General features: G+C 62.3%; 14 protein-coding genes. 7 read left to right on the top strand and 7 right to left on the bottom strand.

Annotated elements, in window-relative coordinates:
- Window positions 1-28 precede the first annotated feature (28 nt).
- Together JQ611_RS29530 and JQ611_RS29525 are read left to right on the top strand one after the other, a co-directional pair.
- Window positions 29-1672 carry a lysine--tRNA ligase gene (locus JQ611_RS29530; RefSeq protein ID WP_212467418.1) on the top strand — a complete coding sequence of 548 codons (1644 nt, stop codon included), beginning with the start codon at window positions 29-31 and terminating at the stop codon, window positions 1670-1672.
- Between the two features lie 344 nt (window positions 1673-2016).
- Complete coding sequence (locus JQ611_RS29525; protein ID WP_212390698.1) at window positions 2017-2799, top strand: class II aldolase/adducin family protein; 783 nt, start codon at window positions 2017-2019, stop codon at window positions 2797-2799.
- 111 nt (window positions 2800-2910) lie between these two features.
- Here JQ611_RS29525 and JQ611_RS29520 read toward each other — a convergent pair whose 3' ends face one another.
- Window positions 2911-3474, bottom strand: a complete 564-nt coding sequence (locus JQ611_RS29520; protein WP_212467417.1) for a mismatch-specific DNA-glycosylase — start codon at window positions 3472-3474, stop codon at window positions 2911-2913.
- Window positions 3459-4109: a helix-turn-helix transcriptional regulator gene (locus JQ611_RS29515; RefSeq protein WP_212390700.1), complete on the bottom strand. Its 651-nt coding sequence runs from the start codon at window positions 4107-4109 to the stop codon at window positions 3459-3461. Before JQ611_RS29515 ends, JQ611_RS29520 begins: the two co-directional genes overlap by 16 nt.
- A gap of 95 nt (window positions 4110-4204) precedes the next feature.
- On the opposite strand from JQ611_RS29515, the gene JQ611_RS29510 reads away from it, so the two are divergent.
- The 5 genes from JQ611_RS29510 to JQ611_RS29490 all read left to right on the top strand — a co-directional run bounded on the left by JQ611_RS29510 (window position 4205) and on the right by JQ611_RS29490 (window position 8402).
- On the top strand, window positions 4205-5146 hold the full coding sequence (locus JQ611_RS29510) for an IS1595 family transposase (protein WP_212467416.1): 942 nt from the start codon (window positions 4205-4207) through the stop codon (window positions 5144-5146).
- A gap of 213 nt (window positions 5147-5359) precedes the next feature.
- Window positions 5360-5827: a hypothetical protein gene (locus tag JQ611_RS29505; RefSeq protein ID WP_212467415.1), complete on the top strand. Its 468-nt coding sequence runs from the start codon at window positions 5360-5362 to the stop codon at window positions 5825-5827.
- 138 nt (window positions 5828-5965) lie between these two features.
- Window positions 5966-6670: a hypothetical protein gene (locus JQ611_RS29500; RefSeq protein WP_212467414.1), complete on the top strand. Its 705-nt coding sequence runs from the start codon at window positions 5966-5968 to the stop codon at window positions 6668-6670.
- A 293-nt stretch (window positions 6671-6963) separates the two neighbouring features.
- On the top strand, window positions 6964-7308 hold the full coding sequence (locus JQ611_RS29495; RefSeq protein WP_212265307.1) for a DUF952 domain-containing protein: 345 nt from the start codon (window positions 6964-6966) through the stop codon (window positions 7306-7308).
- The gene (locus JQ611_RS29490; protein ID WP_212390701.1) at window positions 7305-8402 is read left to right on the top strand and encodes a quinone-dependent dihydroorotate dehydrogenase; all 1098 of its coding nucleotides are present in this window, start codon (window positions 7305-7307) and stop codon (window positions 8400-8402) included. Before JQ611_RS29495 ends, JQ611_RS29490 begins: the two co-directional genes overlap by 4 nt.
- A gap of 54 nt (window positions 8403-8456) precedes the next feature.
- Here the strand turns inward: JQ611_RS29490 and JQ611_RS29485 are convergent, their stop codons facing one another.
- The 5 genes from JQ611_RS29485 to JQ611_RS29465 all read right to left on the bottom strand — a co-directional run bounded on the left by JQ611_RS29485 (window position 8457) and on the right by JQ611_RS29465 (window position 13706).
- The gene (locus tag JQ611_RS29485; RefSeq protein WP_212467413.1) at window positions 8457-9782 is read right to left on the bottom strand and encodes an MATE family efflux transporter; all 1326 of its coding nucleotides are present in this window, start codon (window positions 9780-9782) and stop codon (window positions 8457-8459) included.
- 2 nt (window positions 9783-9784) lie between these two features.
- Entirely contained in the window at window positions 9785-10519 is a 735-nt protein-coding gene (locus JQ611_RS29480; RefSeq protein ID WP_212265304.1) for an MBL fold metallo-hydrolase, read from the bottom strand.
- Window positions 10520-10545: 26 nt separating this feature from the next.
- The gene (locus JQ611_RS29475) at window positions 10546-10848 is read right to left on the bottom strand and encodes a DUF6460 domain-containing protein (protein WP_212467412.1); all 303 of its coding nucleotides are present in this window, start codon (window positions 10846-10848) and stop codon (window positions 10546-10548) included.
- A gap of 150 nt (window positions 10849-10998) precedes the next feature.
- Window positions 10999-12672 (bottom strand): ATP-dependent DNA ligase, encoded by a 1674-nt coding sequence (locus JQ611_RS29470; protein ID WP_212390704.1) that lies wholly within the window; start codon window positions 12670-12672, stop codon window positions 10999-11001.
- Window positions 12669-13706: a ligase-associated DNA damage response exonuclease gene (locus tag JQ611_RS29465; protein WP_212467411.1), complete on the bottom strand. Its 1038-nt coding sequence runs from the start codon at window positions 13704-13706 to the stop codon at window positions 12669-12671. The genes JQ611_RS29470 and JQ611_RS29465 overlap by 4 nt, the downstream gene beginning before the upstream one ends.
- Between the last annotated feature and the right edge of the window lie 7 nt (window positions 13707-13713).

Below are 13713 nucleotides of genomic sequence, written 5' to 3'. Positions count from 1 at the left end.
CTAGTTTCCGCGGCCCCGGAGACCTCTGATGTCCACCATCGACCTTGCCGCCAACCCGAGCGATTTGCGCGCGCTCGCCGAACAATCCAACGCCTGGCCGTTCGAGCAGGCGAAAGCGATTGTCGCGCGGCTGAAAAAGAGCCCGAAGGACGAGGTGCTGTTCGAGACCGGCTACGGCCCGTCGGGGCTGCCGCATATCGGCACCTTCGGCGAGGTCGCGCGCACCACCATGGTGCGTCATGCCTTTCGCGTGCTGACCGAGGACAAGATCAAGACCAGGCTGCTGGCGTTCTCCGACGACATGGACGGCCTGCGCAAGGTGCCGGATAACGTGCCCAATCGCGACATGATGGCGGCTCATCTCGGCAAGCCGCTGACGCGGGTGCCGGATCCGTTCTCGAACGAACACCCCTCGTTCGGCGCCGCCAACAACGCGCGGCTGCGCGCGTTCCTCGATCATTTCGGCTTCGACTACGAGTTTGCCAGCTCGACCGACTACTACACGTCCGGCCGCTTCGACGCGACGCTGCTCAAGATGCTCGCCGCCTACGACAAGGTCATGGCGATCATCCTGCCGACGCTGGGGCCGGACCGGCGCGCCACCTATTCCCCGTTCCTCCCCATCAGCAAGACATCAGGCGTCGTGCTGCAGGTGCCGATGATCCGCCGCGACATTGCCGCCGGCACGATCACCTATGTCGACCCCGACAGCGGCGAGGAGGTCGAAACCCCCGTCACCGGCGGCAATGTGAAGTGTCAATGGAAGGCCGACTGGGCGATGCGCTGGGTCGCGCTCGGCGTCGATTACGAGATGGCCGGCAAGGATCTGATCGACTCGGTGAAGCTGTCGGGCCAGATCACTCGGGCGCTCGGCGCCTCGCCGCCCGAAGGCTTCAATTACGAACTCTTCCTCGACGAGCAGGGCCAGAAGATTTCCAAGTCGAAGGGCAACGGGCTCACGATCGACGAATGGCTGCGCTATGCGTCGCCGGAATCGCTGTCGCTGTTCATGTATCGCGAGCCGAAGGCGGCGAAGCGGCTGCATTTCGACGTGATCCCGCGCATGGTCGATGACTATCAGCAGTTCCTCGACGGCTTGCCGCGGCAGGACGCCAAGCAGCAGCTGCAAAATCCGGTCTGGCACATCCATGCCGGCCAGCCGCCGAAGGCGGATATGCCGGTCACGTTTCAGCTGTTGCTGACGCTGGTGTCGTCGTCGAATGCGGAGAACGCCGAAACGCTGTGGGGTTTTATTGGACGCTATCGTCCCGGCGTGACGCCGCAGACCCATCCGAAGCTCGACGCGTTGGTTGGCTACGCCATCAATTATTATCGCGACTTCGTGGCGCCGACCAAAAAATTCCGTGAGCCGACCGATGGTGAGCGGGTCGCGTTGCAGGATCTGCGCGACGCGCTGTCGCAATTGCCGTCGACGTCGACGGCGGAAGAGATCCAGAACGTGGTCTACGAGATCGGCCGCCGCGAGCCGTTCCTCGATCTCGTCAAGAAGGGCAAGGATGGCAGGCCGGGCGTCTCGCTCGACTGGTTCAACATGCTCTATCAGGTGCTGCTCGGTCAGGAAAAAGGCCCGCGCTTCGGCTCGTTCGTCGCGGTGTATGGTCTGGCCAACGCCGTGGCGATGATCGACGGCGCGCTGGCAAGGTCGGCGTAGCAGCTGCTTGCGCGCTTTCTTCCTTCTCCCCTTGTGGGAGAAGGTGGATCGCTGACGCGAAGCGGCGGCGAGACGAATGAGGGGTTCCCTCCTCACGGTAAGATTTCGAGATGCGGATACAGACCCCTCATCCGGCGCCATAGCCGATGCGAAGCATCGGCGTTCTAAGAACGGCGGCCGAAGGCCGCCTATGCCACCTTCTCCCACAAGGGGAGAAGGGAAGAAGGAGCCGCAAATCCAGATGGCAGGCCCGCCGCAATTTCAACCGCGGCCTGCACCGAATTGCGCTACACTATCCGCCATCAAGCCTCCGTGGAGAGGCGGGCAACATTGGGAGCAGACGCATGCAGTTCAAGGTTTCGCCGGACTTGCGCAACGACAGCAGCGCCGAGGAATGGCAGGCGCGGGTCGATCTGGCGGCCGCGCATCGTCTCGCCTTCAACCAGGGTTTTTCCGAAGGCATCTTCAACCATCTGACCTACACGGTGCCGGGCCGCAGCGACCGCTACTACCAGATCCCGTTCGGCATGCATTGGTCCGAGGTCACGGCCTCGTCCTTCATGGAAGTCGGCATCGATGATGGCGAGGTCAAGCGCGGCGAGGGCGAGGTCGAGCGCTCCTGCTATTGCATCCACGCCCCGATCCACAAGGCGCTGCCGCAGGCCAAAGCGGTGTTTCACACCCACATGCCCTATGCCAGCGCGCTGACGCGCCTCGACGATCCCCGCATCAAGGAGATCGGCCAGACCGAGGTCGGGCTATCAGGCGCCATCGCCTATGACGACGAATATACCGGCCCGGCCGTCGATCCCGCCGAGGGCGCCCGCCTTGCGAAGGTGATCGGCGACAAGCAGGTGCTGTTCATGGCCAATCACGGCATCTCGACGGTCGGTGCGACCGTCGCCGAGGCCTACGACATGCTCTATTACGTCGAGCGCGCCGCGCAGGTGCAGATCTACGCGATGTGGACCGGGCAGAAGCTGAAGCAGCTTCCCGCGCCTGTGGTGGAGAAGACCCAGCGCGAATACAAGGACGAGCGTCTCTACAAGGGACCGACCCCGGCACAGCGGCACTTCGATGCGCTAAAGCGCATGCTTGATCGCAAGGAGCCGGATTACGCGACGTAGCTAGCGGCATTCTCCGCTGTCGTCCCGGCCTTGAGCCGGGACCCATACGCCGCGGCTTCCCGTTTGGAGAGGATTGTTCGACGATTTTCGTATCACCACTAACGCTTGTGGTTATGGGTCCCGGCTCAAGGCCGGGACGACGAAGGTGGCAGCCCGCACCGCATCCGCAAACGCATGCCACACCTCCGGCCGCCAGCTTCCATTCGCCGCGCCTGACGTGGATGGCAAAATCCAGATCCGCGTATCGGCGATCCGCTCAGCCTGCTCGCCGTATTCGCGCTTGCCGCCGAGAAACCCCTGTCCGGCCGCCTTGCTCGTGAACGCCAGGAATTTCGGCCGGAATGCTGCAACCGAATTGCTCAGGCGAGATCGCGCATCCAGTCGCAGTTCGGATAGCGGGATCTGGTGATCCATTCCGGAATGCGTCTTCACGAGATCAGTGAGTCCGATCCGATGCTGCAGCAGATCGCGGCACTGGTGCGGCTGCAGCAGCGCCGGCGTCAGCCCGGTCTCGTAGAGAATTTTCCAGAACTTGTTCTGCTTGTGCGCGTAGTAAGCCCTGGCTTTGGCTGATGCCGTCCCCGCAGCCATCCCGCACAAAACGACGTTGAGCGAATCTTCCAGCAGGTCCTGCAGGACATCCGGAGCCGGGGACAACCCTACTGGCTCGCCCATACGATCCGCGCGATCCATTCGACGTCGTCGGCGTCGAGCGCGCGGTCGGCCTGCGCCGGGTTGAGCGATTGCAGCTCCAGCGTCCTGGTGGTGCGGCGCTTCAATTCCTTCACCATCACCTCGCCGTCACTCGTCTTCACCACCACGCGGTCGCCGCGCCGGATCGGTGTGCCCGGTGAGACCACGATGATGTCGCCGTCGCGGTAGGCGGGCTTCATCGAATCGCCGGATATTTCCAGCGCATAGGCGTGCTCGTCGTCCGCGGCGGGCAGCGCCACCTCGTCCCAGCCCTTGCCGGCGGGAAAACCGCTGTCGTCGAAATGGCCGCCGCTGCCGGCTTGGGCAAAGCCGAGCATCGGCACGGATTGCTGGCTGCGCGCGCCGTCGCCGATCAGCTGCACAAACGTGTCGATCGAGGAATTGGTGGCGGCCAGCGCCTTGGAGACCGATTCGGTCGAGGGCCAGCGTTCGCGGCCGTCGCCCGTGATGCGCTTGGATTTGTTGAAGGTGGTGGGGTCGAGGCCGGAGCGCTTGGCGAGGCCCGAGGGCGACAGCCCGGCGCGCTCGGCGAGCCGGTCGAGCGCGGTCCAGACCTGGCCGTGGGTGAGAAGGCGGGCTTTGGATGGTTTGGCCATGGGATCACTCAAAGTCGGGTTTAGGAATTATTGCGCACTTATATACTTGACAAAAGTGGAATGAATCCCTAGAACGGTATCATCGGAGCACAACGATGACCAAGGCCGCGACGTTCCAAGACCCCATGTTCCACGACGAAGGCAAGGCCCGCGAAGCCCTTGAGGCTGTGCGCTGGCCCGATGGTCCTATCTGCCCTCATTGCGGTTCCTCAGATCCTGACAAGCTGGCGAAGGTGGAGGGCACGAAGCATTCGCACCGTCCCGGTTTGTACTATTGCAACGATTGCAAAGGCCAATTCACGGTAACGGTTGGAACCGTTTTCGAGCGCTCCAAGGTGCCCCTCACCAAATGGTGGATGGCCGCGCACATGATGAACTCAGGCAAGAACGGTGTTTCCGCTCACGAAATCCATCGCAATATCGGCGTCACCTACAAAACCGCATGGTTCATGATGCACCGCTTGCGCGAAGCCATGTCTGATGCAAAGCCTGGTCCTATGGGAACGCTTGGCGGCTCTGTACAGGCCGACGAGACATATCACCTTAATACGTCAAAGCGCGCCAAGGGCTACAAGAAGGGCCTCTCGCAAAAAGCGTCCGTCTTGGCGCTGGTTGACGAGAACACCGGGACCGTCCGCACCTTTCATATTAACAAGTCGATGACCGCCGCGAAGATCGCGGAAATCCTTTTCACTAACGTTGAGCGCAAGGCCACGTTGGTTACCGACGAGTCCAACCTTTACAAGGTACTCGGCAAGGAATTCGCCGTGCACCAAACAATGAACCACTCAGGGCGCGAATACGTCAACGCTGGCGGCTTCACCACGAACAACGTTGAAAACTTCTTTGGTGTTTTCAAGCGCGGCATGCGCGGAACCTACACGTTCTGCGGTGAACATCATTTGCAGCGCTATCTGACGGAGTTTCAATTCCGCTATAACAATCGTTCCGGCCTTGGCGTTACTGACGGGGAACGGACGGCTATTGCTCTCAAGGGTATCGAGGGCAAGCGCCTGACGTACCGGCCGACTAATTAAGATTGCTCACAAGAAACAGGCCGCAAAACGGTTCCGCGCGTGGCGAAAACGACTCGACTCTAAATAGAAGCCAAGTCAGTCTCCCATACCATGATCTTTCAAATCCCAATCTTTTGCGCGCAGTGCAATACCGTTTACCCGAGCGGGATAGCACTTGGGGCCGGTGCGACAATCGATATTCACAATTCTACCTCCCAATGCCCGCGCGGGCACATGTCACCCATCCCGAGCGGGACATTTCAGGTTCGCGATGGCGTGCTGCAAATAACGACTGCATCGGGTTCTGAGTCCGTATTGGGGCACATCCGGCGGCTGGCTGCCGACGCAATAAGCGGTAAAACGGAAGCGGACGAAGCAATCAAGGCTATCGAGGCCCTTGCTCCAAGCCTTTCTCCGATCCTGAAATTAGTCGGAAAGAACAACTCGCTATTAGGGCTGGCGTTGCTCCTTTGGTTCATAGTCGAGATGACTAAGGCGCTCAATCCTAGTAGCGGTGCCAGCAAGCCCATTCACATTGAAAACAGGCCTACAATCATAAACCAAATTACCATTGACAAGAGTATATCCGCCCATGCGGAGCTTGCCCCAACTGATAGCGGCGTCGCCAATCACAAACACCAAGATTCCAAGCGCAAAAAACGAAGACTTCGAGGCAAGCATCGACCGCACGGTCATCGTTAATCCTTTCGTTTTTTCTTTTTGCTCGCTGACTTTTTAGCGCTCTTCCCGACCTTCATTTCCTCGTGCGGCTTTGGCTTCATACGCACGAGCGCGCCCATCAATTCTTTTGTACGCTCAATCGGATCAGGTTTTTTTGCCATGGGAAAGAAGGTCAAATTCAACATTAGAGATGAGATACAACAGCGCGCATCTTTCGAGTTCCTCCACCGCTATGGTTTTGCGATGGCATGCTGGGCCCGCGTAGAGCAGTCAATGTATCACTGGTTTGCCCTTCTTACAGGGATGCCAGATGATATGTCCCGGTCAATTTTTTACAGCGCCAGGGGGTTTATTGCGCGAGCAGAAATGCTCGAAGCGGCCATCGGGACCGACAAAAAGAGAACACAGGCACAGATTTCGTTCATCAAAGCCGCCGCAAAGAAAGCACGCACCTATAGCACCTTCCGCAACACGGTAGCCCACGGCGAGCCGCGGCTGAATGCTCAAACTGACGGTTCGCTAGACGATGGAGCAGACGTGATTGATGCTCACTACACGTTAAACCAAGGCAAATCACTATCCAGCACCGAACCTCCCGTCACAATTGGAGACCTTGGCGTCGCTGGCGATAATTTCAAGAAACTGAGCCGCTACATGATTTGGGCGCTTCCTACTACTTCTGCGCTTCACGCCAAACCGCCCGAAGAATGTCTTGCGCTAGTTCTTGCACTACCCAGTCGGCCGCATGACAAAAGTGACCCGACTCCCGAAGGGTCCGCACCACAGCCAGATAAGCCTCATCGCCCTGATAAGAAGGCGTATCGCGCCGCACAGGCAGCGAAGAAGGCCGGGGAAAAGAAGTAACACTTGTCTTTTGCACTGTTCCTCACAGTGCACTTGCACACTCAACCCAACTGCAATCCGGGCGCGCCAATTGAGGTTTTTGCTCAATGACGGTAACCTAGGAATAATTGCACTTTTGTCAAGTATATAAGTGCGAATTATTGCCTGAAACGCGGGGTTTCCGCAAATTCCATGCTGGTCGGACGGCGCGGCGGCGCTTGAGTTCAGCCCCAGCCGCCTTTACGGTCGGCGCCCGACCCGGAATCCCGGGAAAAATCCCAAGAGACTCAACGACAAACAGGGAATGCCGGCGAGTGCCCACGATCTACAAAATCAGCTCCGCCTCGGCCTGGCGCGAGGCCGAGCGGCAAGGCGTCTATCGGGGCAGCGCGGACGATCTGCGCGACGGCTACATCCATTTTTCCACAGCCTCCCAGGTCGCCGAAACCGCGCGGAAACATTATTTCGGCCAGACCGGGCTGTTTTTGATCGCGGTCGACGCCGATGCGCTCGGGGATGAATTGCGCTGGGAGCCCTCGCGCAACGACGAATTGTTCCCGCATCTCTATGGCGAACTCGATCTCGGCGCCGTCACCGCCATCCTCGACATGCGGGCGCGGTCCGACGGCCATCATGACATTCCGGAGCTTGCGCCGTGATCCGCGCCTTCGACGCCTTTTCACTGCCGCTGCTGCGCTGGTTCGATCCTGAGGATGCGCATCGCATGGCCATCCAGGGCCTGCGGCTGCTGCCGCCGATCCGCTCGAAGCCGGACGATTCGAAACTGGCGGTGCGCGCCTTCGGCCTCAACTTTCCCAATCCGATCGGGATGGCCGCGGGCTTCGACAAGAGCGCGGAGGCGCCCGACGCGCTGCTGCGGCTGGGATTTGGATTCGTCGAGATCGGCTCGGTGACGCCCAAACCGCAAGTCGGCAATCCGCGGCCGCGGCTGTTCCGGATGGAGCGCGACGAGGCTGTGATCAACCGGATGGGCTTCAACAATGACGGGGCGGAAGTTGTGCTGCGGCGGCTCGCCTCGCGCGCGCATCTGGCCGGCATCGTCGGCGTCAATGTCGGAGCCAACAAGGATTCGGCCGACCGTACCGCCGATTACGTCAAGCTGATCGAGACCTTTGCGCCGGTCGCGAGCTATTTCACCGTCAACGTCTCCTCGCCGAACACGCCGGGTCTGCGCAATCTGCAGCAATCGGCCGCGCTCGACGATCTCCTCGCCCGGGTGATCGATGCGCGCGAGCGGGTGCGCAAGAATGCCGGCGATTCCCCGGTGCTGCTCAAGATCGCGCCGGATTTGAGTCTGGCTGAGCTCGACGACGTCGTGCACATCGCGCGCTCGCGCCGGGTCGACGGCATGGTTGTGGCCAACACCACGCTGGCGCGGCCCTCGAGCTTACGCGAAACGGGCCGCGCCAAGGAGCAGGGCGGTCTGTCGGGGCGGCCGCTGTTCCGGCTGTCGACGCGGATGGTCGCGGAGACTTATGTGCGCGCCGAAGGTGCCTTCCCGCTGATCGGGGTCGGCGGCATCGATAGCGGAGGTGCCGCGCTGACCAAGATCCGCGCCGGTGCCAGCCTGATCCAGCTCTACTCGTCGCTGATCTACAAGGGCCTCGGGCTGGTCGAGGACATCAAGAGCGATCTGTCCTCGACCTTGCTGCGCACCGGCCGCGACTCGCTGGCGGAAATCGTCGGCGCCGATGCCGCCACGATCACCGCCGAGGAATGGCCGGTGCAATAGCGGGCGTTCTCTTTACCTCTCCCCGCAAGAGCGGGGCGAGGGGGAAGAAAGACCTCACTCCTCGAACGACCTCTTCAACAGGGCCGGATAACGCAGCGCTTCCAGGCCGCCGCGGGCGGCGTAATGCACCAGTAGCGCGCCCCACAGCCCGGCATTGCCGAACGATCGCAGCGCCAGCCACGCGCCAAGGAAGATCAGGAGCGACAACAGCATCAGGTTACGCATGTCGCGTGCCCAGGTCGCGCCGATATAGACCCCGTCAAAGGCGAAAGCGAACACGCCGAGCAGCGGCGCGAAGATCACGAACGGCAGGTAATCGCGCGCGATGCGCCGCACGTCGGCGCTCGCCGTCATGATGTCGATCAGGGAGGGGCCGAGCAGTGCGAAGACGGCGGCGACGGCGAGCGCAAAGCCAAAGCCCCAGATCACGACCAGTTTGACCGCGCCGGCGAATCCGCTTCTGTCGCGGGCGCCATAGGCGCGGCCGCAGAGCTGTTCGGCGGCGTTGGCAAGGCCGTCGAGGAAGAAGGCGCTGATCATCAGGAAATTGTTCAACACCGCATTGGCCGCGAGCGTCAGGTCGCCGGCGCGGGCTCCTTGTGCGGTGAAGAACAGGAAGGCCGCGATCAACGCCGCGGTGCGAATCAGGATGTCACGGTTGACCGCCAGCAACCGCATCAGTTTGGTGCGGTCAAGCAGCGTCGCGCGCGAGATGGCCGGTTGCCCATGGGAAAGACGCCGCGCGATCATAATGCCGAGCAGGAGCCCGGCCGCTTCCGCGATCACGGCCGCGATCGCCGCGCCGGCAATGCCGAGGTCGAGCACCAGCACCAGGAGCGCGGTTGCTGCCGCGTTGATCAGGTTGATGGTGATCTGCGTGCCGAGCGCCAGTTTGGCGCGGGCCTGTCCGATCAGCCAGCCCAGCATGACATAATTGCCGAGCGCCAGCGGCGCCGACCAGATCCGGATCGTGAAATAGGTTTTCGCCGCGCGCGTGACGCCTTCGCTGCCGCCCATCGCCTCCAGCAGGAGGCTGGCGAGCGGGATCTGCAGCAGGATGAGCGCGGCGCCGACCAGCCCTGCGGCGATGAAGCCGCGCAGCAGGATGGCGCGTAATTCCTGGGTGTCGCCGGCGCCGAGCGACTGCGCTGTAAACGCGACCGTGCTCATGCGCAGGAATCCGAACAGCCAGAACAGGCAGTCGAACAGCACGGAGGCGACCGCCACGCCGCCGAGCAGCGTGGCATCGCCGAGCCGCCCGATCGCCGTGGTCGAGACGATGCCGATCAGCGGCGTCGTCAGGTTCGCGATCATCGCGGGACCCGCGATGGCAAACATTTGTGCCGTCGTGACTTTCGAGGGAGCGGCCGGCGAATGCATGCTTACAGCTCGACCACCAGACCGTCGCTTGCGGTGGAGTAGGAAAGCGAACCCAGCCGTCCCAGCATGTCGTCGCTCATATGCGTCAGGATCAGCCGCCTGGCGTTGATCTCGGGCAGATGGGCTTCCAGCGTTTTCAGGCTGAGGTGGTTTTTGACAACCCTGTCGTAATAGTACGCCTCGGCAACGAACAGGTCGGAATCGCGCGCGGCCGGGATCAGCGTCTCCGTCCACTCGGTGTCAGCGCTATAGGCGATGACACGGCCCTCGGCCTCGATGCGGTAGGCCAGGAATGGTCCACCGGATTCGCCGTGCACGACAGGATAGGGCGTCACCTTGACCGCGCCGAAGCTGCGGCTTTCTTCGGGATCGAGCGCGACGACGGAGAGTTCGAAGCGCTGCTTCGTTTTTGAGGAATGCTCGAACATCGCCTCCATCAATTGCGTCAACCGGGTCTCGATTCCCTGCGGACCGGCGATGACGAGCGGACGGGTGCGGCGGGTGAACTGCGTATCGAGCAGGAAGAACGGCAATCCGCCAAAATGGTCGGCGTGGAAATGCGTGATCAGGATCAGGTCGATGCCGTCGCTGATGACACCGAGCCGCTTCAACGCCGGCAGGGACGAGGCGCCGCAATCGATCAGGAAATTGACGCTGGCGCCGGTGACATGGAAGCAGGTGTTGGCGCGTCCGCCGGAGCCCAGTGCGTCGCCGCAGCCGATAAATTGCAGTTGCATCGGCTGCGGTCCCTTGGCGAGGAGATTTAGCGCCCGCGCGGGCTGCCGAACAGCCGCGACAACAGCCAGATCGGAATCACGATCACGGCGCCGAGCAGGAAGTAGCGCCACAACCAGTTGACGGCGTCAAAGCCGAGATCCCAGAGCCGCTGGAACAGCATGCGGATGCTGTGCAGGATATTCCAGGGATCGAAGCCAACGGCGGCGAGAACCACGCCGACCAGAACCGACAGCAGGATCAGCCGGAATGCCACCGCCAGCGGCGAGCCGCCGAGAAAGCGGTTGAGGCCATCATTGCTGGCCGGCAAATCCCTGACGTCGTTGGGCATCTCAGCTCTCCTGCGGGTCACGCCCGCGCATTGTAGCGTTTTCGAGCGAAGTGGATACCGGTTCGCATGAAGAAAACGCGTCAAAACAAGTATCTACTATAGCGGACAGCAAATGGGGAACCCGCCTTCAGACGTCAATGGGCTGCGGGATTACGCTGCGGTAATGCTGGCGTCACTCTTCAGCATCCGCTCCAGCGTTTCCAGCCGGTCGGCCTCGCGCGGCGGCTTGTCCCAGCGCAGCCGGCTGATGCGCGGAAACCGCATCGCGACGCCGGATTTGTGCCGCGGCGAGCGCGCCAGCCCCTCGAAGGCGACTTCCAGCACCAGGCCCTGGTCTGGCTCGTGCACGACGTGGCGCACGGGCCCGAATTTTTCGGTGGTGTTGCGGCGGACGAAGCGGTCGATCTCCAGCAATTCTTCGTCGGTGAAGCCGAAATAGGCCTTGCCGACCGGCACCAGCTGTTCGCCGTCCTCGCCCGAGGTCCAGACGCCGAACGTGTAGTCCGAATAATAGGACGACCGCTTGCCGTGGCCGCGCTGCGCATACATCAGCACGGCGTCGATCAGATGCGGGTCGCGCTTCCACTTCCACCATTGGCCTTTGGGACGGCCCGGCAGATAGGCCGCGTCACGGCGTTTCAGCATCACGCCCTCGACGGCGTCGGCATCCTCGCCCGCGCCGGCTTGGGCCGGATCCGCGCGCGCCGCCGTCAGCGCGTCCCAGCTGTCGAAAGTCACCGTCGGCGATAGATCGATCCTGGCATCGTCAAGCTTTTTGACGAACGCCTCCAGCCGCGCGCGGCGCTCGACGAACGGCAGCTCGCGCAAATCGTTCTCGTCGTCGCCGAGCAGGTCATAGGCGCGCAGATGGATCGGATACTCCTTGATCAGTTTTGGCGAGACGACTTTGCGGTTGAGGCGCTGCTGCAGCACGTTGAACGTCTGCACGCGGCCCTCGCGCAGAACCAGCAATTCGCCGTCGATGGCGAAACTTGAAGATCCTTGCAGATGCAGCGCCGGCACGAGGTCCGGGAAACTCTTGGTGATGTCCTCGCCGGTGCGCGAATAAAGCCGTGCCTGGACGTGGCCGCGCTCGTCGCGGCCGCTCACCGCCTGCACGCGGATGCCGTCCCATTTCCATTCGGCGATGAAGTCGGCGGGATCGAGGTTGGCAAAATCCGCATCCTCGATCGCATGCGCCAGCATGACAGGTCGGAATGGTGTCGGATCGCGATTTACTGGCTTTTCGCTGCGCCCTTCCAGCCAGGCGAACAGGTCGAGATAGGGCGGGCTCAATCCCGGCCACATCAGCTCGACGTCATGGGCGTCCTTGCCCCCGAGATTGCCGGCGGCGGTTTTGGCGAGCCGCGCCGAAATGCCGATCCGCATCGCGCCGGTCACGAGCTTTAGCAACGCCCAGCGCCCGGTTTCATCGAGCTCATCGAGCCAGCGCGCGAGCTGTTTTGGCAGCTCGGTCTTGCCGAGGGTGCGCAGCGTGGTGACGACTTCGGAAAGGGTTGGCGGGGGCGGGTTGTTATGGCCAGGCAACGCCGCCTTCGGCCACATCAGCGCCACCGTCTCGGAGAGATCGCCGACATAATCATAGGACAGGCCGAACAGCACGGGGTCGGCGCGGTCGGTGATCAGGTCGCGGATCAGGCCGGCCTTGGCGTGCTTGAACGACAGCGCGCCGGTCAGTGCCGCCAGCGCATAGCCGCGATCGGGATCATCAGTCTCGCGAAAATACGCCGTGAGCAGCCGCAGCTTGTTGTTGCGGCCGGGCTCATAGGCGAGGCGATCCAGCAGTTCGGCGAAGCGGTTCATGCCTCGGCCCCTTCAGGGGGCGGCGGCTCGTGCTCGTCCTCGTCGCCGTAGCCGACCAGATCGAGCGGCCGCGCGGCGAGGCCCTTGGTCTTGCACCAATGCACCAGCGCATCTTCCTGGCCGTGGGTGACCCAGATCTCGCCGGCGCCGGTGGCTTCGATGGTCGCGGTCAGCCCGTCCCAGTCGGCATGATCGGAAATCACCAGCGGCAATTCGATGCCGCGCTGGCGGGCGCGGGCCCGCACCCGCATCCAGCCCGAGGCGAACGCCGTGACCGGATCGGGGAAGCGCCGCGTCCAGATGTCTGATGTCGCCGACGGCGGCGCCAGCGTGATGGTGCCGGCGAGGTCGGCCTTCTTAACGCCCTTGGCCGGACGAAGCTCGCCGAGCGCAACGCCGCGGCTTTGATAATATTGCGTGATCGCTTCCATCGCGCCATGCAGATAGATCGGCGCGTCGTAGCCGGCCTCGCGGAGCAGCGCGATCACGCGCTGCGCCTTGCCGAGCGAGTAGGCGCCGACCAGATGCGCGCGCTCCGGGAACAGCGTCGCGGAAGCCAATAGCTTCTTCACTTCATCCGCCGCGTTGCCATGGCGAAACACCGGTAGGCCGAACGTCGCTTCGGTGATGAAGACGTCGCACGGCACCACTTCGAACGGCGCGCAGGTGGGATCGCTGGCGTCCTTGTAGTCACCCGAGGCGACGATGCAGGTGTCCTTGCAGGTGACCGCAATTTGCGCTGAGCCCAGAACGTGACCGGCGGGATGGAATTTGACGGTGACGTCGCCGAGCCTGATTTCCTCGCCATAGGCGATCGCCTGCGTGGCGCCTGCGAAATTCTCGCCATAGCGCAGCCGCATCATGTCGAGCGTCTCTTGCGTCGCCAGAACCGCGCCATGGCCTGGGCGGGCGTGGTCGGAATGGCCGTGGGTGATCACGGCGCGTTCCACTGATCGAACCGGGTCGATATGGAAGCCGCCCGGCTTGCAGCACAAACCGGCGGGAGCTGGCAGCAGGATGTCTTGTGGACGCATCTTGGTT

Source organism: Bradyrhizobium sp. AUGA SZCCT0182, assembly GCF_018130185.1.
GTDB lineage: Bacteria > Pseudomonadota > Alphaproteobacteria > Rhizobiales > Xanthobacteraceae > Bradyrhizobium.
This window is presented reverse-complemented; position numbering and strand designations above follow the sequence as displayed.